Origin of the sequence: Streptomyces sp. NPDC032940 (assembly GCF_040636935.1) — a bacterium.
In the GTDB taxonomy this organism is placed as follows: Bacteria; Actinomycetota; Actinomycetes; order Streptomycetales; family Streptomycetaceae; genus Streptomyces.
The window spans coordinates 84,336-109,029 of sequence record NZ_JBEZVJ010000002.1 but is presented as its reverse complement, the minus strand read 5'-3'; the positions used below and the strand labels follow the sequence as shown (position 1 = coordinate 109,029).

Sequence of the window (24,694 nt, the reverse complement as noted above, 5' to 3'; positions counted from 1 at the left end):
ACCCCTGGACGACGAACCCGGCGCGCACCCGGACCCCGGCCCCGCCGCACCGCAGCGCCAGGCCCGCGCCGTCCGCCTCGGCCCCCGCTCCGTCGCCGCCCTGGTGCTGGTCAGCGCGGTGGGCGTGGCCGGCTTCGGCTGGCCCTTCCTCGCCCCGCCGGACGCCTCCGTGAACGCTCACACGCAGGACGCGCCGTGGCTGTTCGCGGGCCTGCTGGTGCTGCTGGTGGCGGTGGTGGCGGCGACGATCTCGGAGTCGGGCCTCGGCCCCAAGGCCGTGGCGATGCTCGGCGTCCTCGCGGCGGCGGGCGCGGCGCTGCGCCCGATCGGCGCGGGGACGGCCGGTCTGGAGCCGATGTTCTTCCTGATGGTCCTCAGCGGCCGGGTCCTCGGCCCGGGCTTCGGCTTCGTCCTCGGCTCGGTCACGATGTTCGCGTCCGCGCTGCTCACGGGCGGGGTGGGGCCGTGGATGCCGTTCCAGATGCTGTCGATGGGCTGGTTCACGATGGGCGCGGGCCTGCTGCCCTTCCCGGACCGGCTGCGCGGCCGGGCGGAGTTGCTGCTGCTCGCGGCGTACGGCTTCCTGGCCGCCTTCGCGTACGGCACGGTGATGAACCTGGCGGGCTGGACGTTCATGAACACGCTCGCCTCGGACATCGCCTTCGACCCGGACGCGTCGGTCCCCGACAATCTGGCCCGCTTCGTCGCGTACTGCCTGGCCACGTCCCTCGGCTGGGACGGGGGCCGGGCCGCGATGACGGTGGTGCTGACGCTCGTGCTCGGGACGCCGGTGCTGAAGGCGCTGCGCCGCGCCACCCGCAGGGCGGCCTTCGAGGCCCCGGTCGCGTTCGACTCGCCGGTCTCGAAGTGACCCGACGTCCTGAAGTCGCCTCCCGTGGAGCCCCATTCGTGGGATAGTGCCAGTATCCAAGCGGCTGGCGTGGCAGTACGGGGGTACCGATGGCCGGCAGATTCACCCCGCTCGACGCCGACGATCCCAGGACCGTCGGCGGATACGAGATCCGGGCGCTCATCGGCGCCGGGGGCATGGGGCGCGTGTACCTGGCCTTCTCCCCGGGCGGCCGGCCGCTCGCCATCAAGGTCGTGCGGCCGGACTACGCGCACGACCCGGAGTTCCGCCGCCGTTTCCAACGGGAGATCAAGGCCGCCCGGAGCGTCGAGGGCCTGTACACCGCGCCCGTCGTGGACGCGGACAGCGAGGCGAAACTGCCCTGGCTGGCGACCGCCTACGTGCCGGGCCCCTCGCTCGCCCAGGCGGTCGCCGAGCACGGGCCGCTCCCCCCGGCCACCGTCTTCCGGCTGATCGCCGGTGTCGCGGAGGGCCTTGCGGCCGTCCACGCGCGCGAGCTGGTGCACCGGGACCTCAAGCCGGCGAACATCCTCCTCGCCGACGACGGGCCCCGGGTCATCGACTTCGGCATCGCCCACGCGGCGAGCGCCACGTCCGCCACCACCACCGGCCTCCGTATCGGCACCCCCGCGTACATGGCTCCGGAGCAGGTCCGCGGCCGTTCGGCGGGACCGGCGACCGACGTCTTCGCCCTCGGCAACCTGGCCGTGTACGCGGCGACGGGCCGGGCCGGCTTCGGCGAGGGCAACACCGAGGCGCTCTTCTACCGCATCCTGCACGAGGACCCGGACCTCGACGGCTGCCCGCCCGAGCTGCGCGAGATCGTCCGGCCCTGCCTCGCCAAGGACCCCGACGACCGCCCCGGCCTCGACTGGATCATGAAGCGCGCGGGCCGCCGGACCGCGGACGAGGCCCTCACCCTCACCGGCGGCTGGCTCCCCGACACGGTGGCCACCGCACTGGCGGCCTACGACACGGCGAGGTACAGCGCGACGGCCGTGACCGAGAAACGCGCTCCGGACAAGCCGAAGAAGACGAAGAAGCTCGACGCCGACAAGCCCCCGGCCACGAAGAAGACGCCCGAGAAGAAGGCACCTGGGAAGAAGGCACCCGAGAAGAAGCCGGCGGCGAAACCCGGATCCGCCTCCGCCCCGACGGCCTCCAGCACCTCCGACACCTCCGGCACCGCTACGGACTACAGCTGGCTCGGCCTCGTCGCCATCGTCGTGGCGGTGATCGTGCTCGTGATCGGCCCGGGCAAGGTCCTCGACTGGCTGGAGTCGCAGGCGGCGGACAAGCCCTCCGTCTCGGCGGACGCCGGCCAGGCACCGTCCGCCGAGGCCGAGGCCGTCCCGAGCGACGAGGAGACGGAGTACACACCGGAGCCGGACGACGAGTACACGCCGGAGCCGGACGACGAGTACACGCCGGAGCCGGACGAGGACGAGTACACACCTGAACCCGAGCCCGAGCCCGAGGACGCCACACCGGCCGGCTGCGAGGACGCCATGGCCGGCGTCCGCGAGTACAACGAGGCGACGGACCCGGGCACCGGCGAGTTGATCGCTCTGGAGGTCGATCTGGAGTCCGCCGCGGCCGACGCCGACGATCCGGACGTCTCCAGCGCGATCAATGATCTCGCCGACGACATGGAGGAGCTGAGGAACACCCTGAACGACATCAAGTCCGCGGACGCCGCCGGCGACAGCTGGCGCGGTGACCAGCTCCGGGAGTACTACGACACGGTCGGCGACCGCATGACCAGCGACTTCGACCGCCTGACCGACCTCTGCCCCTGACCGGCCGGCCGTGGTCCGTCCGGCCCCGCTCCTCCGAGACCCCGGTCACGGCCCGGAGGGCCGCCGGGGTGAGCAGCCCCACGTGACCCGCTTCACCTACGAAGCCGGTTCGTAGCTGACGGGGCGAGCGCCCGGCCCTCATACGGCCACCTGCGCCCCCATCTACGACCTTCCCTAGCAAAAGGGGTGTTTGCGGCGGAGGGGTCGGCCTGTTTCTCTGAACCAGTCGCCAGGCGCCGACGCCCTCCCGGGTCGCGGCGCCGACGCATGCTCCGCCGCACACGACGCGGCCGGTCGCCTGCGCCGACGCTCTTGTCCCCGAAGAAAGGCACGTCGTTGACCGCCGTCTCCCTCCTCCGCACCGTCGCCGCCCCGAAGAAGGCCCTCGCGGGCGCCGCCCTGGCCGCGGCCGCCTGCGGCTCCCTGATCGCCGCCGGGCCCGCCCAGGCCGCGACGCCGGCCTCCTCGGCCCAGACGACCGCGAAGAAGATCATCGGCGACTCGGCCGAGTACCAGTGCTTCTCGAAGATCGTCGAGCACGAGAGCGGCTGGAACGTGAACGCCACCAACGCCTCCAGCGGCGCCTACGGCCTGGTCCAGGCCCTGCCGGGCTCGAAGATGGCCTCGGCGGGCTCGGACTGGAAGACCAACCCGGCCACGCAGATCAAGTGGGGCCTGGACTACATGAAGGACCGCTACGGCGGCGCCTGCGACGCCTGGAGCTTCTGGCAGGCCAACGGCTGGTACTGACCCGGCCCTCACAGACCGAAGGCGGCGACCCCCTGATCCCCGGGGCCGCCGCCTTCGTGTGCAGCGTGACTGCTGCCGTCATCGGTCTACACCGCCTGGGGGGAATTCCAGGAATCCCGAATGCGTGTCAAGCGGCTCTGTCGTGCGGGGTGAGGCTGATGGTCAGGTCGGCACCGAGAGCCTGAGCCAGGCGGCGCAGGAGGGGAGCGTGGGCACGGTCCCGCCGCCTTCGAAGCGGGAGATCTGCGGCTGCCGGGGCGCGGAGTTCCTTCGATCCACAGTGCGCTCGCAAGTAATGCAGTTGCCGCACAGATCACCTGGGCTTTCGCAGGTCAACGCCGATCCATGGGTCCGTGGAAATCCGCTGACGTCCGCCTCTGGCGGGTCCGGTTGCCGTCAGCGTTGCCGTCAGAAGGCGTCTACTGCCGGGAGAGTCCAGCCGGATCGACTGCGATCGGGAACGGGGCGTCCAGGTAGGTGGTCGCGCCCGCGAGTGCCGTGGTCCGCTCTACGTAGCGACCGCCCTGCAGTTCGTAGATGACGAGCATGGGGGCGGGGTCGAACTCCAGGCGCCAGAAGTGCGGGATGGCGGCCTCGGCGTACAGCATGGGCTTGACCTTGCGGTCCATGGTGCTGTTGCCGGGGGAGACGAGTTCGACGACAAGCTGGACCGCGTCGATGTCGACGGTGACAGGGTCGTCGGCGGTCGCGCCGGCGTCGGCCACGACCAGGTCGGGCACGACCAGCCCGGACGGCAGGACGACGTTGACGCCTTCCAGGATCTCCACCGGCGCGCCGACGGCTCGGGCAGCCGCGTCCAGCGCGACGTGGAGGCGGAACGAGGCCCGCTGGTGGCGGACGCCGGGGGCGGGGGACATTACGAGGGACTCCCCCAGCAGCTCGTAGCGGGTGGTGCGGTCTTCGGGCAGGGCCAGGACGTCGGCGACGGTCCACGGCCCGGTGTGGTCCATGGCAACGCTCATTCCCTTTCACCTCCTCATCCGACGGGCAGTCTCGGTGTGACCCCGACACGCGGTACACGGCCAGCATACGGGCGCTCCCACCTGCTGACACGAGGTTTCGCCGCTGCGAGCGAGACCTCGAACGAGTGTGCCGCTCAGTCGCCCGCCCCAGGGGCGTCGGCATGGCTCGCCGATGTCCGGTCCGGTCCCGCCGAGTGCTGGCGCGTCGGGGGATCCCTGCGGTCCACCGGCTGTTCGCAGCCCCGAGGAAGCCGACGTTCACTGAGCGTTGTGTTGATATTGATCACGGTTCTGGGTCATGTGTGGTGGGCCGAGATCAACGAGGTGCCGCCACCGTCCGGAACCGGCGCCGGTACTCGGTCGGGGTCGTGTCGAGGCGGCGGCGGAAGGCTCTGACCAGGGTGTCGACGGTGCCGAAGCCGCAGGCGGCGGCGATCCGCTCCAGGGTGGCGTCGGTGGACTCGAGCTGCTGGCGGGCCACCTCGACGCGGGCCGACTCGATGTAGGCGTGCGGGGTCGTGCCGAGTTCGTTCTTGAAGATCCGGGTGAGCTGCCGGTCGCTGACGTGGGCGCAGGCGGCGAGGTCGGCGACCGTGAGGGGTTCCGCGATGTGCCGCATGATGTGGAGGCGCAAGTCCTCGATGCGCCGGGTCACGGAGACCTGCTCCAGCGGCACGCTGAACTGGCTCTGCCCGCTGGGCCGCTTCAGGTACATCACGAGCTGCCGGGCCACCCGCAGCGCGACGGCCTCGCCGAGGTCGTCGGCGATGAGCGCGAGGGAGAGGTCGAGGCAGGCGCTGATGCCCGCGCCCGTCCACACGTCGCCCTCGCGGATGAAGATCGGGTCGGCGTCGACCTCGATCGCCGGGTGCTCGGCGGCGAGCTGCTGCGCGGTCGACCAGTGGGTGGTGGCGCGCTTGCCGTCGAGGAGTCCGGCGGCGGCGAGGATGTGGGCGCCGACGCAGACGGACGTCACCCGCCGGGTGCGGGCGGCGAGTTGGCGTACCCGCTCCACCACGGCGGGGTCGGTGAGCGGGTGCACGTGGCGCTGGTCGTCGACCTCGACGGCGCCGGGCACGATCAGGGTGTCGATGCTCTTCGCGGCCAGCGCGTCGAAGGTGATGTCGGGCAGCACCCGGACGCCGGCGCCGGTGGTGACCGGGTCCATGGTCTCCGCGGCGAGGACGACCTCGTAGCCCGCCGCCTCGTCCGTCTCCCGGCGCGCGAGGGAGAACACCTCCGGCGGTCCGGTGACGTCGAGCAGGTCGACGTCCTCGAAGAGGACGATGACGATCAGTCGTCCGACGGTGCTCATGGAACCCCCCACGCTCGACGGCAACAGCCATGTCGGTTTCTGCATGTTAGACGACATTGCCGACACCGGCCGCCGGCCATAGCGTCATGGGTGCAGGTCACCGCACCGGTGAACTGCCTCCCCTTCCAAGTGACTTCAGGTGGTTCCCCCATGCCCAGAACGACGCTGCGCGAGCTCAACGGCTTCGACGACACCCCGGCGAAGCTCGCCGAGTCCACGCTGATCCTCGTCGACTACCAGAACACCTACACGACCGGCGTCATGGAGCTGGACGGCTGGCGGGAGGCGCTCGACGCCGCCGCCGAACTGCTGGCCCGCGCCCGCCGCGAGGGCGCGAAGGTCGTCCACGTCGTCAACGACGGCGGCGAGGGCACCCCGTACGACATCCGGGCCGAGATCGGCCGTATCCACCCGAGCGTCGCACCGGTCGACGGCGAGCCCGTGGTCGTCAAGAAGGTGCCGAACGCCTTCGTGGACACGGACCTCGCCGAGCACGTCGACGCGGCGGGCCACAGCGATGTCGTCATCGCCGGTTTCATGACGCACATGTGCGTGGCCTTCACCGCCCAGGGCGCCTTCCTGCGCGGCAACCGCCCCACCGTGGTGGCCGACGCCAGCGCCACCCGCGCCCTGCCCGTCGCGGGCACCGAGGTGGCCGCCCGCCAGGTGCACGACAGCGCCCTCGCCACCATCGCCGACCTGTACGGCGTCGTCGTCCCGACCCAGAAGGAGCTCGTCCGATGAAGCTGCGCCGCCCGGCCGTCGCGCTCGGTGCCGCCGTCGTGCTCGCCTTCACCGCCACCGCGTGCGGCGGCGACTCCGAGGCCGCCTCCCCCAAGAGCGAGCCGTCGGCGTCCGCCGGCACCGCGGTGAACGTCGCGAAGGACACCACGACGCTGCGGAAGCTCAACGGCCTGGACGAGACCCCGGCCACGCTCTCCGACGCCACGCTCATCCTCGTCGACTACCAGAACACCTACACCGAGGGCGTGATGGAACTCGACGGCTGGAAGCCGGCCGTCGACAACGCCGCGGCCCTGCTCAAGCGGGCCCGCGCGGCGGGCACGCCGGTCATCCACATCGTCGACAAGGGCTACGACCTGAAGTCGAAGGCGGGCCAGATCATCCCGGCGCTCAAGCCGGTCAAGGGCGAGCCCGTCGTCGAGAAGAGCGTCCCCAACGGCTTCCACGGCACCGATCTCGCCGCGCAGGTGAAGAAGGCGGGCCGCGAGAACGTCATCATCGCGGGCTTCATGACCAACATGTGCACCCTCTTCACCACCCAGGGCGCCTTCCTCAACGGCAACAAGCCGACCGTGGTGGCCGACGCCTCCGCGACCCGGCCGCTGCCGCTGAAGGGCAACCCGAACGGCATCCCCGCCCAGCAGGTCCACGAGGCCGCGCTCGCCACGGTCCAGGATCTCTACGGCGTCGTCGTGCCGTCGCAGAAGTCCCTGACCTGAGTTTCCCCCACCCTGGAATCCCCCCACCCTGATCTCCCCCCACGCCCCCCCCCCACGCCACAAGGCACTTTCCCTTCACCCGAGAAAGCAGGAACACGGGGCATGGCAACACGCAGAGGATTTCTGGGTACCGCGTCGGCCGTCGGGGCGGCGGCCTTACTGACGGGCCAGACCGCCTCCACCGCCTCGGCGGCCACCACCGGCACCACCGCGACCGACGAGAAGGCCGCGCGTGACGCGATACGCGCCGTCAACGCGAAGATGCGCGCCAACTACGCGATCCTCAAGAGCGAACTGACCACCCAGCTCAGCCCGGTGATCGTCGTCTCGAACAACGCGGTCGGCGGACGCTTCACCCTCATCGACAACGGTCAGCAGATCGAGACCGTCGACCCGGTCCCCGAGTACTTCGAGCTGGCCAAGTCGATCGCCCACGTCCCGCTGGGCGTCTTCTCGGTGCTCGCCTCCTACCTCGGCGACCAGGTCCCCAACGTCCCCAACGCGGACCGCATCGACCCGCACGACCTCGACATGGTCGTCACCAAGGCACCGGGCGAGAAGGGCTGGATCACCCCGCTGAACGCCTTCAAGACCACGCTGCAGACGGCGTACACGAGGCTCGGCACGGCGAACCTCCCCCTGGACCTCGAGAACTCCTGCGGCACGATCCTGAGCGAGGCCGTCAAGTTCATCGACGCGTCCGTCAAGGCCCAGTCGTTCGACATGGTGTCCTTCAACAGGTTCGCCGCCACGGTCTACCCGGCCATCCGGGTCAACATGACCTTCGCCGCCACCGCGCAGATCACCGGCATCGAGACGCTGATGAAGCGGTGGCGCACGCTGCTCGGCGAGGCCGCGTGGAGCGACCTCTACGTCACGGTGCTGTCGATCTGGACGACGTCCGAGCTGAACCAGGCGTCCATCATCATCCGCCGCACCATGAACCAGGCGAAGGTGGACACCCACCTCATCGACCTGCCGACCGTGGAGACCCCCTCCGGCCCGATCGCCGTGGCCCTGGACAACCTGGCCCGCATCGTCCAGGACAACATCGCCGCCGAGATGGTCTTCAACACCGACCTCAAGGTGGCCGACGCCCTCAAGGGCAAGGAGGACCTCCTCTCCGACGAGATCCTCCAGCAGATCGGCGGTACGGCGCCCGCCGCCAGGACCGCCGGGTTCGCCGCGACGGCGGCGGCCGGCACCTGCCCCGTCACCGGGCACACCGCGACGGTGTGATCACCGGGCATCCCCCGCTCCCGGGGCGGGGGATGCCTCCGACGCCCCCTCGCACTCGAACCACACCGTCTTGCCGCGCCCCGGACCCGCCCCCACACCCCACTTGTCCGCCACCGCGTCCAGCAGCACCAGTCCCCGCCCGCCCTCGGCGTCGTCCGGCACCTCCTCGGCCGGCCGCGGACGCCGCGCGCTGCCGTCCGTCACCTCGACCCGCACGCCCGCACCGTCCGCCCGCCGCAGCAACAGCAACGTGCAACGGCGGTCCGGGACATGGCGTACGACGTTGGCGAGCAGCTCCGTGACGCCCAGCTCCACCGCGTCGGTCAGCCCGTCCAGCTCCCACTCGGTGAGATACGAGCGGACGATCCGCCGGACGTGCCGGGCCGAGTGCGCACCGGCGGTGAAGCGCATCGTGTACTGGTCCGGCCGGTGACCCATCAGGGTCGGGGGAAAGTATTCGTTCACGGCACGAGCCTGACGTCGGACGACTACCGTGGGCTACCGGACGAATACAACCGGTCCCCCAGTGGGCCGAGTTGCGCGAGAGGGGCCGCCGCGTGACCCACATCAACATCCTCGACCCGGGTGCCTCGCCGCTCGACTACTACGGCTTCGAGCTGCGCCGGTACCGGGAGGCCGCCGGACTGACCCAAGGGCAACTAGGCGACATCGTGAACTACACCGGTTCGCTGATCGGCCAGATCGAGACGGCCCGGAAGCTGCCGACACGGGAGTTCAGCGAGCGCGTCGACGCTGCGCTGGGAACCGGCGGGTTACTGTCCCGGCTGGTCGACCTGGTGATGCGCAGTCGGGTTCCGGCCTGGTTCCAACAGGTGGCCGAGTTGGAAGTGCGGGCCGCGGAGATCTACTCGTTCGAGACACACATGATCCACGGTTTGCTACAGACCAAGGCGTACGCGCGTGCTGTGCTGGGGGCACTGGACCAGAGCAACCTTGACGACCGGACGGCGGTCCGAGTCGCCCGCCAGAAGATCTTCGACAAGGAGGACCCGCCGATCTTCTGGGTTGTCCTCAGCGAAGCCGCGCTGTACCAGGAAATGGGCGACCGGGGGATCATGCGGGAGCAACTCGCCCACCTGTTGGCCTTCGACGACAACCCCAGGATCAACATTCAGATCCTGCCGTTCTCGGCGGGAGCGCACGCAGGGCTGCAAGGCTCGTTCGACGTCTACCGGTTCACGGGCGACCCGACCATCATCTACACCGAGGGGTACGGCAGCGGGCATCCGACCGCCAACCCAGACACCGTCAAGGACTGCTCACTCCGTTACGATCATCTCCAGGCATCCGCGCTCTCCCTCAGAGACTCGGCGGAGCTGATCCGGCGCTTGATGGAGGAACGCTATGGAGAGCAACGCGACTCTGACGGGGATCCAGTGGCGTAAGTCCAGCTACAGCGGCGACCAGGGCGGGCAGTGCGTCGAGGTAGCCGAACTGCCCTCCACCATCGCCGTCCGCGACTCCAAGAACCCCACCGGCCCCGCCCTCGCCCTCGCACCCGGCGCCTTCTCGGCGTTCCTCGACTGGGCCTCCGCGACCAACTGACCCCGGGCCGGGTCCGGTCAACGTTTCTGTTCGATTTATCGTCTTCGCACGTGTGTCCACCCCGGACGCTCCTGACGAAGCCGAACGGAAACCCCGCCCGTGGTCCCTGCCGATCTCACCGTCTCCCGGCCCGACCAGCGGTCGGACAGACGCCGCGACGACGCGCCCCGCACCTTCTGGCACCGGCACCGCGTCCCGCTGCTCGCCACGCTGCCCACCCTCCCCCTGTACGGGGTGTGGTGGGCTTTCCTCGCCACCGGCGGCGGTGACCTGGCCGCGCAGTACACGTGGGCGGACTTCGCGGCACGGCACGGCGGGTCCGCGTACGGGCTGTTCTGGTACGGCGGGATGCACACCGTCAACTACAGCGTCATATCCCCGTACTTGATGGGCGCGCTCGGCGTCCGCACGGTCACCGTGGTGTCGGGGCTGGCCGCCTCCTGGCTGGCGGCGGTGCTGATCCGGCGGGCGGGGGTGCGCAGGCCGGTGTGGCCCGCGCTGCTGGCGTCGCTCGCGCTGTGGTGCGACGTCGCCTCGGGGCGGACCACGTTCGCGCTGGGCGTCGCGCTCGGGCTGGCGGCGTGCGTGCCGCTGGTCCGTGAGCGGCGGCTCGCCCTGGCCGCCTCCTACGCCGCGCTGGCCACCATGGCGTCGCCCGTGGCGGGGCTGTTCCTGGCCGTTGTCGGGGCCGGGTTCCTGATGGTGCGGGACTGGGGGCGGGCTCTGGTGCTGCTCATACCGCCCGCCGCCGTCGTCGGGTTCACCACGCTGTTCTTCCCGTTCACCGGGGAGCAGCCGATGCCGGCGGACCGGATCTGGCAGCCCGCCGTGCTCGGGCTGGCCGTCGCCGTGCTGGCGCCGCGGACGTGGCGGGTCGCCCGGTGGAGCGGGGCCGTCTACGCGGTGGGGACGGTGCTGACGTATCTGATCGCCTCACCGGTCGGGACGAACGTCGAGCGGTTCGTGGAGCTGTTCGCGCCCGCCGCGCTGCTCGCCGCCCTGTTCTCCGTGCCGAGGGCGCGGCGGGTCGCGCACACGCTGCTGGTCGTCGCGCTCGTCTTCTCCGTCGGGTGGGTGGGGAAGAAGACGGTGGACGATCTGCGGGTGTCCACGGCGGTGCCCGCCTGGGCCGCCGAGACGGACGGGGTCGTACGGGCGCTGGAGGGGCTCGGGGCCGACCGGATGCGGGTGGAGGTCGTGCCCGCCCGCAACCACCGCGAGGCCATGGAACTCGCCCCGCACGTGAACATGGCGCGCGGCTGGAACCGGCAGCTCGACGTGGAGCGGGGCCGTCTCTTCTACGACGGCAGTTTCTCCGCGGACACCTACCGGGCCTGGCTGGACCGCTGGGCCGTCGGCCTCGTCGTGCTGCCGCTCGGGAGGCCGGACGGTCCGGCCGAGGCGGAGGCGGCGCTCGTGCGGGACCCGGCGCTGCGGCCCGCGTGGCTGGAGCCGGTCTGGCAGGACGAGCACTGGCGGGTGTACCGGGTGCGGGACGCCGTCCCGCTGGTCTCCGCGCCGGGCACGGTCGTGACCAGCAGCAGCGTCGATCTGGTGCTGCGTGTGGAGCGTCCGGGCGCGGTCACCGTGCGGGTCGCCTGGTCGCCGTGGCTGCGGTCCGACGGCGGGTGCCTGTCCCGGGACGGCGAGTTCACGCGGCTGACCGTCCCGGCGGCGGGCGAGTACCGGATCAGCTCGGCGTACCTTCCTTCGCCGACGACGACGCCGGACCGCTGCTGACCTCTCCGGCCGGAGGACGGGAGACAGGGGCCGGGGCCTGGGCCTGCGCCGCGGCCGTCACCGTACGTGCCCGGGGGCCCTGGAACAGGTACGTCAGGCCGAAGCCGCCGCCGACCACGAGCGCGCCGCCCACGGCGTCCAGCACCCAGTGGTTGCCGGTCGCCACGATCGCCGAGACCGTGAAGAGCGGGTGGAGCAGGCCGAGGGCCTTCATCCACGTCTTCGGGGCGATGACCGCGATGGCCAGCCCGCACCACAGCGACCAGCCGAAGTGCAGCGACGGCATCGCCGCGTACTGGTTGGTGAGGGCCGTCAGCGTGCCGTAGTCGGGCTTGGAGAAGTCCTGCACGCCGTGCACGGTGTCGATGATCCCGAGTCCCGGCATGAGGCGCGGCGGGGCCAGCGGGTACAGCCAGAAGCCGACCAGGGCCAGCAGGGTGGCGAAGCCGAGGGAGGCGCGGGCCCAGCGGTAGTCGACCGGGCGGCGCCAGTACAGGACGCCGAGCACGGTCAGCGGCACGGCGAAGTGGAACGACGTGTAGTAGAAGTCGAAGAAATCCCGCAGCCAGCCGGCCTTCACCACGGCGTGGTTGACCGTGTGCTCGATGTCGATGTGCAGGAAACGTTCGAGGTCGAGAATCTGATGGCCGTGCGCCTCCGCCCGCGCCCGCCCGGCCGAGTTGCTGCCGCCGGTCGCCGCCAGCCGGACCTGCGAGTAGGCGGCGTAGGTGACGCGGATGAGGAGGAGTTCGAGGAGGAGGTTGGGGCGGGTGAGGACGCGGCGCAGGAAGGGCAGCAGGGGGACGCGCTTGAAGCGGGTGGGGACCGGCGGCGCGTAGCTCGTCGGGAGCGGGGTGTCGTAGTACGGGGAGGTGCGGGACAGGAACGGCACGGCGACGGCCGCCGCCAGCGCCGCCAGCAGGATCACGTTGTCCCGCAGCGGGTACAGGCTCGCCATGTTCGGCAGCATCATCTTGGCGGGCAGCGTCATCACCAGGACGACGGCGACCGGCCACACGTACCGGTCGGAGGCCCGCTTGCCGACCCGGCCGACGACGGCGAGCAGCACCCACAGCAGCTGGTGCTGCCAGGTGGTCGGGGACACGACGACCGCCGCGCAGCCGGTGACGGCGACGGCGAGCAGGAGCTGTCCGTCGCGGGCGTAGCGCACCGCGCGGCGCAGGGCGAGGACGGCGACGGCGGCGCCGAGGGCGAGGAAGAGGGCGATCTCCAGGGGCCCGGAGAGGCCGAGCCGCAGCAGGGCGCCGTGCAGGGACTGGTTGGCGAGGTCGTCGGCGGCGCCGCCGAGCCCGACACCCGCCAGGTGGTGCACCCAGTACGTGTAGGAGTCCTGCGCCATCGCCGCCCAGGCGATCGCCGTGCAGGCGGCGAAGGCGGCGGCCGTGGAGACGGCGGCGCGTCTGCGGTCGGTGAACCACAGCAGGGGCACGAAGAGGAGCACGGTCGGCTGGAAGGCGGCGGCGATGCCGATCAGGGCGCCGCCGACGCGTTCGCCGTGTGCGCCGCGGACGGCGAAGCAGCCCAGCAGGACGAGGAGGACGGGCAGGATGCTGGTCTGGCCGAGCCACAGCGCGTTGCGCACCGGCAGCGACAGCATCAGCAGGCTGATCGCGACGGGCGCCGCCAGCAGTGCCGTACGGCGGCCGACGGGCTGGGGCAGGGCGCGGGCGGCGACCAGGCCGAGGGCCACGACCAGCAGCAGCGAGCCGAAGGTCCAGCCCCAGCCGAGGGCCTGTTCGGCCGCCCGGGTGAAGGGCTTGAGGACGAGGCCGACGAAGGGGGTGCCGGTGAACTGCGTGGACTCGTACAGCGAGCCCTCCACGTGCAGGACCCCGTGCTCGCCGACCCAGGTCTCCAGGTCGGTCAGCCGTTCCCCGCGCGGGGTGCCGAGGACCGTGGCCAGCTGGCGGACGGCGAGAACGGCGGCGACCAGCCACAGTCCGAACCGTGCCGCGCGCAGCCGTGCTCTGGTCGCCTCGGCGTCCGGTGCTCCGAAGGCCTCCGCCGGTCGCCCACTGTGCTCCGCATTCGCCACGCCTCGCGGCCTCCCGCCCCGCTCGCCCGCGCGCCCGTGTGCGCGGTGCTGTCCTTGCGAACCCTGATGAGGCTCGCACCGCCCCCTGAGGGAGACGCAGGCGACCCCTGATCCGCCTGACCGCCGTCCGCCGTCATCCGCGGCCGGCCGGCCCTTTGACCGCATTTTGTCCGCATGACGATAGTCCGGTGGTGCTCGGGGTGCCTCTCAGCACGTCCCCGGGGCCCGTCGCCACCCCGTCCGGAGCGAGAAGGATCACAGGTCAGGGGCACAGGACGCGTTCCGTACCGGGAAGACGTCCCTGCGTGCACGTCATATTGATGCAGTGAGCAACGAGGAGCTTACCGGGCGTAAGCGGCGCACCACCGCCTATGGTCGCTTTTCGGCCTGTGGCGCGTTGCCACAGGTTTTTTACGGCCCGGGCGACAGCGCCGCCGTGCGGGTCGCGGTGTCCCTGTCCCCGTCGAAAGGTAGGCGAGCGGAGTTTTGTCGGCTGCCACCGTCGCATCCCCCCTGTCCCTCGAGAAGCCGGCCCGCTCCGGCGCGTCACCGTCCGGCGCGGGCGTCACCGCCACCGACCCCGCCCTGGTGCGGCGCGCCGTCAAGGCGGCGGCACTCGGCAACGCCATGGAGTGGTTCGACTTCGGCGTCTACAGCTACATCGCCGTCACCCTCGGCAAGGTCTTCTTCCCCTCGGGCAATCCGACCGCCCAGCTGCTCTCCACCTTCGGCGCCTTCGCCGCGGCGTTCCTGGTCCGGCCGCTCGGCGGTATGGTCTTCGGCCCGCTCGGCGACCGGGTCGGGCGGCAGAAGGTCCTCGCCGTCACGATGATCATGATGGCGGCCGGCACCTTCGCCATCGGGCTGATCCCCTCGTACGCGACGATCGGCGTGTGGGCGCCGGTGCTGCTGCTGGTGGCCCGCCTGGTGCAGGGCTTCTCGACCGGCGGCGAGTACGCGGGCGCGTCCACCTTCATCGCCGAGTACGCGCCGGACAAGCGGCGCGGCTTCCTGGGCAGCTGGCTGGAGTTCGGCACGCTCGCCGGCTACATCGGCGGCGCGGGCCTGGTGACCCTCATGACGGCGCTGCTGTCCGACGGCGACCTCACCTCCTGGGGCTGGCGCATCCCGTTCCTGATCGCCGGTCCGATGGGCATCATCGGGCTGTATCTGCGGATGCGGCTGGAGGAGACCCCGGCGTTCGCCGCGGAGGTCGAGAAGGCGGAGTCCGAGCGGCCGCGCGTGCCGCTGCGGGAGATGGTCACGGGGCAGTGGAAGTCGCTGCTGCTCTGCGTCGGCCTGGTGCTGGTCTTCAACGTCACCGACTACATGCTGCTGTCGTACATGCCGAGCTATCTGACGAGCGAGCTGAAGTACGACGAGACGCACGGTCTGCTGGTCGTGCTGGCCGTGATGACGCTGATGATGATCGTGCAGCCGTTCGCGGGCGCGCTGACCGACCGGGTCGGCCGGCGTCCGGTGATCGCGGCGGGCTGCGTGGGCTTCCTGCTCCTGTCGGTCCCGGCGCTGCTGCTGATCCGCCAGGGCAGTCTGCTCGCCGTCGGCCTGGGCATGGCCGCGCTGGGTCTGCTGCTGGTCTGCTTCACGGCGTCGATGCCGTCCGCGCTGCCCGCCCTCTTCCCGACGCGGGTGCGCTACGGCTCACTGTCGATCGGCTTCAACGTCTCCGTGTCCCTCTTCGGCGGCACGACGCCGCTGGTGGTGACGGCGCTGATCGGGGCGACGGGCAACATGATGATGCCCGCGTACTACATGATGGCCGCGGCCGTGATCGGCGGCGCGGCGGTGTGGTTCATGAAGGAATCGGCCGGCCGCCCCCTCCCGGGCTCGGCCCCGTCGGTCGAACACGTCGAAGCAGCCTGAGACCGCCGGCCACGCCGGTGCCGCCGGCGGAGGCCCGGCCGGGGGACACACCCGGCCGGGCCTCCGCCGGCTCCGGGACATGTTCCGCCCTGCGCGTCTATATTCGTTAGCGCATCTATTTAGCAGTGCTAACCACGCACACGGGAGGCATCCCCGGTATGAGCGAATCACGGCTCTGGGACGACGTCGACGCCTACTTCACCGGCCACCTCGCACCGGGCGACGACGCCCTGGAGGCCGCCCTGCGGGACAGTGACGCCGCCGGGCTGCCGCCGGTGGCCGTCACCCCCACGCAGGGCAAGCTCCTCCACCTCCTCGCCGGGATCCAGGGCGCCCGCACCATCCTGGAGATCGGCACCCTCGGCGGCTACAGCACCATCTGGCTGGCCCGCGCCCTGCCCGCCGACGGCCGCCTGGTGACGCTCGAGTACAGCGCCCGGCACGCCGAGGTCGCCGTCCGCAACATCGCCCGCGCCGGCCTGGAGACCCTCGTCGACGTGCGCGTCGGCCCCGCGCTGGAGACGCTGCCGAAGCTCGCCGACGACAACCCGCCCCCCTTCGACCTGGTCTTCATCGACGCCGACAAGGGCAACAACCCGCACTACCTGGAGTGGGCGCTGCGCCTGACCCGCACCGGCAGCCTGATCGTCGTCGACAACGTGGTCCGCGGCGGGCGCGTGGCCGAGGCCGGCAGCGACGCCGACGACGTGCGCGGCACCCGCGCCGCCATCGAGATGATCGGCACCCATCCGCGGCTCAGCGGCACCGCCGTCCAGACGGTCGGCGCCAAGGGGTACGACGGCTTCGCACTGGCCCGCGTCGTCGCCTGAGCGCGGCCGGGCGCCGGCTCACACCTCGTGGTAGAAGCCGACGTTCACACTGCGCGGCTCGGTGCGGTCCTGCACCACGACCTCGCCGCTGCCACCGCTGGGCAGCGGCACCGTGCCACCGTAGACGAGGGGCTGCGTGTGCTCGCCGACGGTCAGCCGGACCTCGGAGGACGGGTCCGGCTGCGAGCCTCGCAGCCAGGTCAGCTGCCAGACGCCGTCGGGGCCGCAGCGGAACTCCAGGTGGACCCGGGAGACGAACAGCCAGTCGTCCGGCGTCGCCAGCCGGCACACGGACCTGTCCCGGCCCACCCGCAGCACCGCGTCCGGCTCGCTGGGCGCGTCGGCCATCTGCATGCCGGCGGTGGCGCCCGCGTCCGCCGCGGTGACGGCGGCCATGGTCAGTTCGAGCACGTGCGCTCCTTCGAGACGTCCCGGCAGGGCTTGGCTTGTCGCCGCCGCATGATAGATCGGCCGGTGGTGTGGTGTCCGGCACAATGGGGTCATGACCGAGCGAAAGCCACCTGGCGTCGACTTCGAGGTGGGGGTCCCCCCGCTCGAACGAGGTTGAGAGTGGGGGAGGGTCGACAAGCAGATCCGCGACGCGGACGCGCGCGGGGAGTTCGACCGGTTGCCGGGGGCGGGCAAGCCCCTCCCGAGCGACGTGGAGAGCACGTACGACGAACTGTGGTGGGTCAAGCGGAAGATGGCCCGCGAGGGTCTCTCCGTGCTGCCGCCGACGCCGGCCCTGCGCAAGGAGGCGGAGGACGCGCTCGCGGCGGCGTTGGACGCCCCGACGGAGGGGGCCGCCCGCAGGATCGTCGAGGAGATCAACGTCAAGATCCGCGACGTCATGTTCAAGCCGCCGCCCGGCCCCCCGCTGGGCAAGAAGCCCTACGACGTCGAAGAGGTCGCACGCCGGTGGCGGGAGCGCCGGGCGGATCGGTGAGGCCCGCGCGTCACACGTGCAGGAGGCGGTCCGCCAGCTCGCGGTAGTCCCGCAGGGCCAGGCGGAGCTGTTCGGTGTCGGTGCTCGTCGCGGCCGTCTCCTCGCCGTTCTCCTGCCAGGAGGTGCGCAGGGTGCGGCGACGGTCCGCGACGGCGTCCGTGAAGCGGGCGGCGAGCTCCTCCAGGACGCGGTCGGCCTCCTCGACGGAGGCCCGCGGGGCGTCGACGAACTCGGCCACGGCGTGCCGCAGCCGCTGCCCGAGCCGGTCGCACTCGTCGTGCGGCAACAGGGCGTGTGCGTCGGGGGTTTCGGCGGTGCCGGCGGGCCGCGCGCCTCGCTCGGCGGGGCCGGGGCCGGCGTCGGGGTGTCGGGTCACGTCGGTCATGGGGCTCAGCTCTCCTTCGGGCGGCGCTTGGTGAACGACCAGGCGTGGGCCGCCCCGGCCGGTGCGGGACGGTGGCCCTCCGTCTCGGCGCGGTGCCTGCCGCCGTCGTGGCGGGACGGGCGCACCAGGTCCTCGAACAGGGCGCGCGCCTCGACGAGGGCCGCGCGCATCTCCTCCGTGCCCCCGCCGCCGTCCTGCGCGCCGTCCACGCCCGTGTGCGTCACGCGGTGCACGCGCCGGTAGCCGTCGACGTGGTGGGCGTGGTGCACGGACAGCGCGGCGAGCTGTTCCTCGTACTGCCCGCCGTCCGGGAAGCCCCGGGCGCCGGCCACCTCGGCGATCAGCCGGTCCGCGTCGGCGACCGCCTCGCGCGGGGAGTCGACGAAGCGCTCCTGCGCGGCCGTCCAGCGCGCCTCGAACTCCTCGCGTTCGGCCGGGTCCAGCTGCCGCGTGTGCAGCGACCCGTGCCGCTCGAGACGGCCCGCCAGTTCCCGTTCGGCGGCCTCGGTGTCGCCGTCGTGCCGGGCCACGGCCCGGTCGTACTCGGGTCCGAAGCGCCGCTTCAGTTTCCCGCCGTGCTGGGAGCCCCGTGCGCGCGAGGCCAGGACGGCGGCCACGACGAGCACGGCCGCCACGATCACGATCAGAGCGATGATCACGCCTGTGGACATGGGTGCCTTCCGGTTCTCGGCCCAACCGGCTCTCCAGAGCGGCCGGTTCGCTCTCCGGGTTGCCGCCCAGGTGCCCCTGAAACAGCGCACGGGGAGCGCCGACGGCGCACCGGTGGGAAAATGCGCTCGCACACCGGGCCGCCGGGTCCCGACAATGCCGGTCATGACCTGGACCGTCACCCCGGAAGCGTACGACTCCCCCGTCGCCGCCGCCCTGTGGCGCGCGTACTACACGGAGGTCAGCGACCGCTGGTACCTGCTGCACGAGGGCCGGCGCACCGACCCGGACGAGCTGGAGCGCGAGATCGCCGCGCGGTCCGGCGCCGATCTGGCCCCGCCGCGGGGCCGGCTGCTGGTGGCGCGGTACGCCGGTGAGCCGGCCGGCACGGCGGGCGTACGACTGCTGGACGGCGCGACCGCCGAGCTGACGCGGGTGTTCCTGCGGGAGGGGATGCGGGGCCGGGGCGGTGCCGCGCTGCTCGTCGGGGCCGCCGAGGAGGCCGCACGCGAGCTGGGCGCCGCGCGGATCGTCCTCGACACGCGCGGCGACCTCGTCGAGGCCCGCTCGCTGTACGCGCGGCTCGGCTACACGGAGACCGCGGCGCACAACGACGACCCGTACGCCGAGCACTGGTTCACCAAGCCGCTGGCCCCGGCCGCCGCCTGAGTCCGGAGAGCCGAAGTCCGGAGAGCTCAGCCGCTGCGGGTCAGGGTGCGCTCGTCGTGCGGGCGCTCCCGCTCCGAGCCGCACAGCTCGCCGCTGAGCTCCCGCACCAGCCGTACCAGGTCGGTCGGGCGGTCCGGCCCCCACCAGTCGCCGAGCAGCTCGGCCAGGGACTCCTCGCGGGCCTTCGCCAGGTGCTCGGCGTACTCGCGGCCCCGGTCGGTCAGGACCAGGTCGGGGCCCTCGCGGACGGCGAGGTGCCGCTCCTCCACCTGCCGGGCGGCGGCCATGACGGCGGCCAGCGGCACGGGGCTGCGCTCGGCGAGCAGGGCCGGCTCAACCCGGCCGTACTTCCTCACCCGCAGCAGCATCCAGCTCGCCGCCGGCAGCAGGTCGTAGCCCGCGCGTTCGGTGATCCGGCGGTAGATCTCCCGGCGGCCCTCACGGGTCCCGAGCACCGACAGGGCGCGGCAGACCTCGTCGTGCGAGGAGCGTTCGACCGGGTTGGTGGCGAAGGTCTCGGAGCCGTCGGGCGCCGTGACGGAGCCGCGCAGCCGGTCCTCCTTCAGGAACCAGGCCAGCGCGAAGCCGGCCAGGGCGACGGGCGCGGCGTACAGGAAGACGTCGGTGATGGCGGACGCGTAGGCGTGCAAGGCCTCCGGGCGCAGGTCCGCGGGCAGGGCGGCGATGCCGCGCGGGTCGGCCTTGAGCGTGTCGGTGGAGACGCCGGGCGGCAGCTGCGCGCCGCGGAAGGCGTCGGTCAGCTCGGTGCCGAGACGGCTCGCGAAGACCGTGCCGAAGACGGCGACGCCGAAGGCCGCGCCGATGGAGCGGAAGAAGGTGGCGCCGGAGGTGGCGACGCCCAGGTCCTCGTAGGGGACGGCGTTCTGCACGATGAGGACGAGGACCTGCATCACCAGGCCGAGGCCCACGCCGAAGACGAAGAAGCAGGCGCTCATCTCGGCGGTCGAGCTGTTCTCGTCGAGCCGGTGCAGCAGGAGCAGACCGAAGGCGGTGACGGCGGTGCCCGCGACGGGGAACACCTTCCAGCGGCCGGTGCGGCTGACGATCTGCCCGGAGCCGGTCGAGGCCAGCAGGACGCCGATCACCATGGGCAGCATGTGCACGCCGGACATGGTCGGGCTGACGCCCTGCACGACCTGGAGGAAGGTGGGCAGGTAGGTCATCGCGCCGAACATCGCGAAGCCGACGACGAAACTGATGACGGCGGAGAGCGTGAAGGTGCGGACGCGGAAGAGCTTGAGCGGCAGCACGGGCTCGGCGGCCCTGCGCTCCACCGCGACGAACGCGACGGCGAGCACGACGCCCAGCACCGCCAGGCCGACGATCTGCGCCGAGCCCCACGCCCAGGTCGTGCCGCCGAGCGAGGCGACCAGCACCAGGCAGGTGGCGACGGAGGCGATGAGCAGGGTGCCCAGGTAGTCGATGGTGTGCCGGGTCGCCCGGTGCGGGATGTGCAGGACCGCGGCGATCACGGCGAGCGCGACGACACCGACGGGCAGGTTGACGTAGAAGACCCAGCGCCAGTTCAGATGCTCGGTGAAGACCCCGCCGAGCAGTGGCCCGAGCACACTGGTCGCGCCGAACACGGCGCCGAACAGGCCCTGGTACCGGCCGCGTTCACGCGGGGAGACGAGATCGCCGACGATCGCCATCGACAGCACCATCAGCCCGCCGCCGCCCAGGCCCTGGAGGGCGCGGAAGGCGATCAGCTGGGGCATGCTCTGCGCGACGCCGCACAGCGCGGAGCCGACGAGGAAGATCCCGATCGCGATCTGGAACAGCCTCTTGCGGCCGTACTGGTCGCCGAGCTTGCCCCACAGCGGGGTCGCGGCGGTCGCTGCCAGCATGTACGCGGTGACCACCCAGGACAGGTGCTCCAGCCCACCCAGGTCGCTGACGATGGTGGGCAGCGCCGTCGACACGATGGTCTGGTCGAGGGCGGCGAGCAGCATGCCGAGGAGCAGGGCCCCGATCGAGACCAGGACTCCGCCGGAGACCTGTTCCCGCTCCTCGGGCCCCACCGGCTCCGTCACTTCGCGCACATCCGCTGCCATCGAAGACCTCCCGGCGCTCTTCCAGGGGTGCTGCCAGGGTGCCGCCACCCCACTCCATCCTGATCGGTGTGACCGGTTATGGCCTGTTCAGTCCTGCGGAGGCGGGGGTTCCGGGGGGCGTGGGCGCGCGAGTGTGGAGAAGATCTGCATAATCTCTGGAGTTCGCGAGGGGAGTCGCGAGGGGAGGGACGAACGTGGAGCAGCATCATCCGTGCCCGGAGTGCGGAGCGGCCAGGGAGGCGGACAACACGCCGTCCTGCGCCTGCGGGACCCGCGCGGCCGACGCCCTGCGCGACGCGCGTGCGGAGCAGGCGGCGGCAGCGGAGGACTTCGACCCGCTGCGGATCAGACCGTACGTCGAACTGGACGGCACGAGCGCGGAGCCCACGGCACCCGCGCGGGACCCGGCGGCGACGATGCCGCTGCGCCACGTCGAACCCGGGCCGCCCGCGGCGACGGCCTCCGCGCTGCCGACCCCCCTGGCCCCCTCGTCCGACGCGCCCAGCGACCGGGATCTGCGCCTGTTCGACACGACGGCGCAACTGGAGCCCGTACCGGCCGCCACGAGTCCCCGCCGGGCCCGCGGACGCCGCCGGGGCCTGCTGCTCAGCGTGGCCGGGGCGGCGGTGGTCGTGGTGGGCGCGGCCGGCTACGCGAGCGGTCTGTTCGGCTACGAGCCCCCGTCGCGGGACGACGCCCTGCCGGACGAGGTCCGCGCCGCCGTCCCTGCCCCGTCGGCCCCGGTCTCTCCACCACCCCCGAGCCCGAGCACGACCCCGGCCACCACATCCCCGTCGGCGAGCCCGAGCCCGTCCGCCTCGCCGTCCTCTTCCCCCTCGCCCTCGCCCTCACCGTCCGCGTCGAGCACCTCACCGACACCGTCCGGTTCCCCGGACGCGACGACCCCCACCCCGAGCGCCCCGGCGTTCGCCCCCGGGGACGACGAGGAGGACGACGGCGACCACGGCGGCGGTGGCACCCTGCAGCGCGGCGACCGGGGCTCCGAGGTCACGGAACTCCAGCAGCGCCTGGCCCAGCTGTACCTGTACACGGGCGAGATCAACGGCAACTACAACCACCAGGTGGAGGACTCGGTCCGCACCTACCAGTGGGCCCGAGGCATCCGCACCGACGAACTGGGCACCTACGGCGAAGCCACCCGCCACATGCTGGAATCAGAAACCCGCAGCCCCTAGACGTGCTCCCCGTCCAGTCGTGCCGCCAAGGACCGCACGACTGGACGCGGCGGCACCCCGCAACGCCGGGCACCACGGCCACATGATCCGCGCCGGGCACCACCGCCCCGCAATCCGCGGGCGCCAGACGGCCGACGCCGGGCAACACGAGCACGCGCTCCGCGGGCAATCACGCCGGCAAAGACGGCACGGAAGGGCAGGCCGCCAAAGACGGCACGGAAGGACAGACGGCACCCCACCGACGCCGGGCAGCACGGGCACGCGATCCGCGGGCAATCGTGCCGCCAAGGGCGGCACGGGTGGGCGCGGCGGCACCCCGCAACGCCGGGCCGCGCATCCCACCCGCGCCCCCGCACCCGCGCCGGGCTCCCCACGACGCCCGGCGAGAACGCCGCCTCAGCCCGCGTCAGCCGACGTGCAGCAACAGCCCCCCACGCCCGTCGGCCTCCACCCGCACCTGCGTCAGATCCCGCACCACCACATCAGGCCCGTGCACCGCGGCCCGCGGCCCGACCCCCACGACCCGCATCCCCGCCGCCCGCCCCGCGGCGATCCCCGCCCCGGAGTCCTCGAAGACGATGCAGTCCGCCGGGTCGACCCCCAGCTCCGCCGCGCCCTTCAGAAAGCCCTCCGGATCCGGCTTGCTCGCCCCGACCGACTCCGCGGTCACCCGCACGTCCGGCTGCGCCAGCCCGGCCGCGGCCATCCGCGCCGTGGACAGCGCCACGTCCGCCGAGGTCACCAGCGCGTGCGGCAGCCCCAGCCCCCGCAGCGAGGCGAGAAACTCCCGCGCCCCCGCGATCTCGACCACGCCCTCGGTGTCCGCGGTCTCCTCCGCGAGCATCCGCGCGTTGTCCGCGTGGTTCTGCTCCATCGGCCGGTCCGGCAGCAGCACCGCCATCGAGGCGTACCCCTGCCGCCCGTGGACGACCTTCATGACCTCGTCGCCGTCCAGCCCGTGCCGATCGGCCCAGCGCCGCCACACGCGCTCGACGGCGGCGTCCGAGTTGACGAGGGTGCCGTCCATGTCGAGCAGCAGGGCACGGGCGGGAAGAACAGTGGTGGCCGACATCGGCAGACTCCAAGGAACGGGGAGGGGACAAGGCGGCCCCGCCCGCCGGTCAGGGAGAACGGGCGGGAGCCACTTTGTTTTTCTACGGTACAAAACAGCCGCGGACTCGCGCCACCACACCCGGCGAACGTTCACCCTCCGTTCGCCCGCACAGCAGCGCACTCAGCGGCGCAGCACTCCGCAGTGCAGCACTCAGCGGCGCAGCACTCAGCCGGCGATCGCCTCCCACAGGCTCCACACGCCGAGCCCCAGCATCAGCAGCGCCGCGACCTTGGTGATCAGCGCCAGCGGCACCCGCTTCATCAGCGCCTTCCCGCCGACGATGCCGAGCCCGGCCACCGCCCACAGTGCGAGCACCGCGCCCAGACCGACGGAGACCGGGTCGTCGTAACGCGCCGCGAGGTTCGCCGTCATGATCTGCGTGAGGTCACCGAACTCGGCGACGAGGATGAGCATGAAACCCGCCCCGGCGACCTTCCAGAAGGACTGGTTCTCCGGCTTGCGGATCTCCTCGTCCTCCTCGTCCTTCTTCATCAGCAGCACCGCCGCGCCGCCCAGGAACAGCACACCGGTGATCGCGTGCACGATCTGCTGCGGCAGCAGCGTCAGCACGCTGCCGGCCGCGACCGCGAGCACGACGTGCAGCAGGAAGGCGGCGGCGACGCCGGCGAAGACGTACGACGCGCGGTAGCGGGTGCCGAGGACGAGGCCGGCGAGCGCGGTCTTGTCCGGCAGTTCGGCGAGGAAGACGACGCCGAAGACGAGCGCCGTCACGGTCAGGCTGATCAAGGGATCCTCTATCGGTCGGGGCCGCCCCGCCGAGAGTCTGGTCCTGCGCGCAAGACACCTCGGCACGGCAGCACACGGTCGCCCGGCCGTACGGCACGGGCGTGCACTGCTTGCCGAAGGTCTCGCTGGCCGGCCTCGCGCACGAGGCCCGCCTCCGGGCGCCGGCTCAGACGAGCTGAGCAGTATGTCGACGGTCCGGCGAAGAGCTACTCCCCTTCTGCGCCGTCCATAGTACGCGAGCCCTCAGGGCGGCCCCCAGGGGCGAAAGTCCCGTCGCGCTTATAGACGTGCCATGCACACGTCACTAGCTTCTTACCGGCCGCACATCTGTGCGCCACACGGCGTCGCGAGCATTCCCCCGCTCGCACCCGAAAACCCCCACACCCCAAGGGAGTTC

The 24,694-nt window shown here is 72.0% G+C and carries 22 protein-coding genes and 2 pseudogenes; 14 read left to right on the top strand and 10 right to left on the bottom strand.

Annotation, left to right across the window (positions count from 1 at the left end; translation table 11 throughout):
- Positions 1-4 precede the first annotated feature (4 nt).
- The 3 genes from AB0E77_RS03105 to AB0E77_RS03095 all read left to right on the top strand — a co-directional run bounded on the left by AB0E77_RS03105 (position 5) and on the right by AB0E77_RS03095 (position 3,420).
- Positions 5-871 carry an ECF transporter S component gene (locus AB0E77_RS03105; RefSeq protein ID WP_361565581.1) on the top strand — a complete coding sequence of 289 codons (867 nt, stop codon included), beginning with the start codon at positions 5-7 and terminating at the stop codon, positions 869-871.
- A gap of 89 nt (positions 872-960) precedes the next feature.
- Positions 961-2,670, top strand: a complete 1,710-nt coding sequence (locus tag AB0E77_RS03100) for a protein kinase (protein ID WP_361564688.1) — start codon at positions 961-963, stop codon at positions 2,668-2,670.
- Positions 2,671-3,006: 336 nt separating this feature from the next.
- Positions 3,007-3,420, top strand: a complete 414-nt coding sequence (locus AB0E77_RS03095) for a transglycosylase SLT domain-containing protein (protein WP_361564685.1) — start codon at positions 3,007-3,009, stop codon at positions 3,418-3,420.
- 419 nt (positions 3,421-3,839) lie between these two features.
- Here AB0E77_RS03095 and AB0E77_RS03090 read toward each other — a convergent pair whose 3' ends face one another.
- Positions 3,840-4,403, bottom strand: a complete 564-nt coding sequence (locus AB0E77_RS03090; RefSeq protein ID WP_361564682.1) for a Uma2 family endonuclease — start codon at positions 4,401-4,403, stop codon at positions 3,840-3,842.
- Positions 4,404-4,719: 316 nt separating this feature from the next.
- A complete protein-coding gene (locus AB0E77_RS03085; protein WP_361564680.1) occupies positions 4,720-5,718 on the bottom strand; it encodes a helix-turn-helix domain-containing protein in 999 nt (332 codons plus the stop codon).
- Positions 5,719-5,868: 150 nt separating this feature from the next.
- Here AB0E77_RS03085 and AB0E77_RS03080 point away from each other — a divergent pair, with 150 nt between their 5' ends.
- The 3 genes from AB0E77_RS03080 (at position 5,869) to AB0E77_RS03070 (ending at position 8,420) form a co-directional block, all read left to right on the top strand.
- The gene (locus AB0E77_RS03080; protein ID WP_361564677.1) at positions 5,869-6,462 is read left to right on the top strand and encodes an isochorismatase family protein; all 594 of its coding nucleotides are present in this window, start codon (positions 5,869-5,871) and stop codon (positions 6,460-6,462) included.
- Entirely contained in the window at positions 6,459-7,181 is a 723-nt protein-coding gene (locus tag AB0E77_RS03075) for an isochorismatase family protein (protein ID WP_361564674.1), read from the top strand. The genes AB0E77_RS03080 and AB0E77_RS03075 overlap by 4 nt, the downstream gene beginning before the upstream one ends.
- Before the next feature lie 102 nt (positions 7,182-7,283).
- The gene (locus tag AB0E77_RS03070; RefSeq protein ID WP_361564671.1) at positions 7,284-8,420 is read left to right on the top strand and encodes a hypothetical protein; all 1,137 of its coding nucleotides are present in this window, start codon (positions 7,284-7,286) and stop codon (positions 8,418-8,420) included.
- Here AB0E77_RS03070 and AB0E77_RS03065 read toward each other — a convergent pair whose 3' ends face one another.
- On the bottom strand, positions 8,421-8,885 hold the full coding sequence (locus AB0E77_RS03065; RefSeq protein WP_361564669.1) for an ATP-binding protein: 465 nt from the start codon (positions 8,883-8,885) through the stop codon (positions 8,421-8,423). It lies immediately after the preceding gene.
- A gap of 92 nt (positions 8,886-8,977) precedes the next feature.
- On the opposite strand from AB0E77_RS03065, the gene AB0E77_RS03060 reads away from it, so the two are divergent.
- The 3 genes and pseudogenes from AB0E77_RS03060 to AB0E77_RS03050 all read left to right on the top strand — a co-directional run bounded on the left by AB0E77_RS03060 (position 8,978) and on the right by AB0E77_RS03050 (position 11,726).
- Positions 8,978-9,826: a helix-turn-helix transcriptional regulator gene (locus AB0E77_RS03060; RefSeq protein WP_361564667.1), complete on the top strand. Its 849-nt coding sequence runs from the start codon at positions 8,978-8,980 to the stop codon at positions 9,824-9,826.
- Positions 9,786-9,986, top strand: coding sequence for a DUF397 domain-containing protein (locus tag AB0E77_RS03055; RefSeq protein WP_361564664.1), 201 nt, complete (start codon positions 9,786-9,788; stop codon positions 9,984-9,986). The genes AB0E77_RS03060 and AB0E77_RS03055 overlap by 41 nt, the downstream gene beginning before the upstream one ends.
- A gap of 52 nt (positions 9,987-10,038) precedes the next feature.
- Positions 10,039-11,726 (top strand): annotated as a pseudogene (locus AB0E77_RS03050) (hypothetical protein).
- Here the strand turns inward: AB0E77_RS03050 and AB0E77_RS03045 are convergent.
- Positions 11,677-13,782, bottom strand: a complete 2,106-nt coding sequence (locus AB0E77_RS03045; RefSeq protein WP_361564661.1) for a bifunctional glycosyltransferase 87/phosphatase PAP2 family protein — start codon at positions 13,780-13,782, stop codon at positions 11,677-11,679. The pseudogene AB0E77_RS03050 and the gene AB0E77_RS03045 sit on opposite strands and share 50 nt — an antisense overlap.
- Before the next feature lie 513 nt (positions 13,783-14,295).
- On the opposite strand from AB0E77_RS03045, the gene proP reads away from it, so the two are divergent.
- Together proP and AB0E77_RS03035 are read left to right on the top strand one after the other, a co-directional pair.
- Complete coding sequence (gene proP / locus AB0E77_RS03040; protein WP_361565578.1) at positions 14,296-15,666, top strand: glycine betaine/L-proline transporter ProP; 1,371 nt, start codon at positions 14,296-14,298, stop codon at positions 15,664-15,666.
- Positions 15,667-15,824: 158 nt separating this feature from the next.
- On the top strand, positions 15,825-16,496 hold the full coding sequence (locus tag AB0E77_RS03035) for an O-methyltransferase (RefSeq protein WP_361564658.1): 672 nt from the start codon (positions 15,825-15,827) through the stop codon (positions 16,494-16,496).
- 18 nt (positions 16,497-16,514) lie between these two features.
- Here the strand turns inward: AB0E77_RS03035 and AB0E77_RS03030 are convergent, their stop codons facing one another.
- Positions 16,515-16,907 carry a hypothetical protein gene (locus AB0E77_RS03030; RefSeq protein WP_361564656.1) on the bottom strand — a complete coding sequence of 131 codons (393 nt, stop codon included), beginning with the start codon at positions 16,905-16,907 and terminating at the stop codon, positions 16,515-16,517.
- Between the two features lie 181 nt (positions 16,908-17,088).
- On the opposite strand from AB0E77_RS03030, the gene AB0E77_RS03025 reads away from it, so the two are divergent.
- Positions 17,089-17,442 carry a DUF1992 domain-containing protein gene (locus AB0E77_RS03025; RefSeq protein WP_361565576.1) on the top strand — a complete coding sequence of 118 codons (354 nt, stop codon included), beginning with the start codon at positions 17,089-17,091 and terminating at the stop codon, positions 17,440-17,442.
- Positions 17,443-17,452: 10 nt separating this feature from the next.
- On the opposite strand, the pseudogene AB0E77_RS03020 reads toward AB0E77_RS03025, so the two are convergent.
- Together AB0E77_RS03020 and AB0E77_RS03015 are read right to left on the bottom strand one after the other, a co-directional pair.
- Positions 17,453-17,731: pseudogene (locus tag AB0E77_RS03020) on the bottom strand (hypothetical protein); the annotation flags it as partial.
- Positions 17,732-17,832: 101 nt separating this feature from the next.
- On the bottom strand, positions 17,833-18,498 hold the full coding sequence (locus AB0E77_RS03015; RefSeq protein ID WP_361564653.1) for a hypothetical protein: 666 nt from the start codon (positions 18,496-18,498) through the stop codon (positions 17,833-17,835).
- 163 nt (positions 18,499-18,661) lie between these two features.
- Here AB0E77_RS03015 and AB0E77_RS03010 point away from each other — a divergent pair, with 163 nt between their 5' ends.
- Positions 18,662-19,165: a GNAT family N-acetyltransferase gene (locus AB0E77_RS03010; protein ID WP_361564650.1), complete on the top strand. Its 504-nt coding sequence runs from the start codon at positions 18,662-18,664 to the stop codon at positions 19,163-19,165.
- A gap of 26 nt (positions 19,166-19,191) precedes the next feature.
- Here the strand turns inward: AB0E77_RS03010 and AB0E77_RS03005 are convergent, their stop codons facing one another.
- Positions 19,192-21,240 (bottom strand): MDR family MFS transporter, encoded by a 2,049-nt coding sequence (locus tag AB0E77_RS03005; protein WP_361564647.1) that lies wholly within the window; start codon positions 21,238-21,240, stop codon positions 19,192-19,194.
- A 194-nt stretch (positions 21,241-21,434) separates the two neighbouring features.
- On the opposite strand from AB0E77_RS03005, the gene AB0E77_RS03000 reads away from it, so the two are divergent.
- Positions 21,435-22,436: a peptidoglycan-binding domain-containing protein gene (locus tag AB0E77_RS03000; RefSeq protein WP_361564645.1), complete on the top strand. Its 1,002-nt coding sequence runs from the start codon at positions 21,435-21,437 to the stop codon at positions 22,434-22,436.
- A 406-nt stretch (positions 22,437-22,842) separates the two neighbouring features.
- Here AB0E77_RS03000 and AB0E77_RS02995 read toward each other — a convergent pair whose 3' ends face one another.
- Positions 22,843-23,508, bottom strand: coding sequence for an HAD family hydrolase (locus AB0E77_RS02995; protein WP_361564643.1), 666 nt, complete (start codon positions 23,506-23,508; stop codon positions 22,843-22,845).
- 207 nt (positions 23,509-23,715) lie between these two features.
- Complete coding sequence (locus tag AB0E77_RS02990) at positions 23,716-24,297, bottom strand: TMEM165/GDT1 family protein (RefSeq protein ID WP_361564640.1); 582 nt, start codon at positions 24,295-24,297, stop codon at positions 23,716-23,718.
- Between the last annotated feature and the right edge of the window lie 397 nt (positions 24,298-24,694).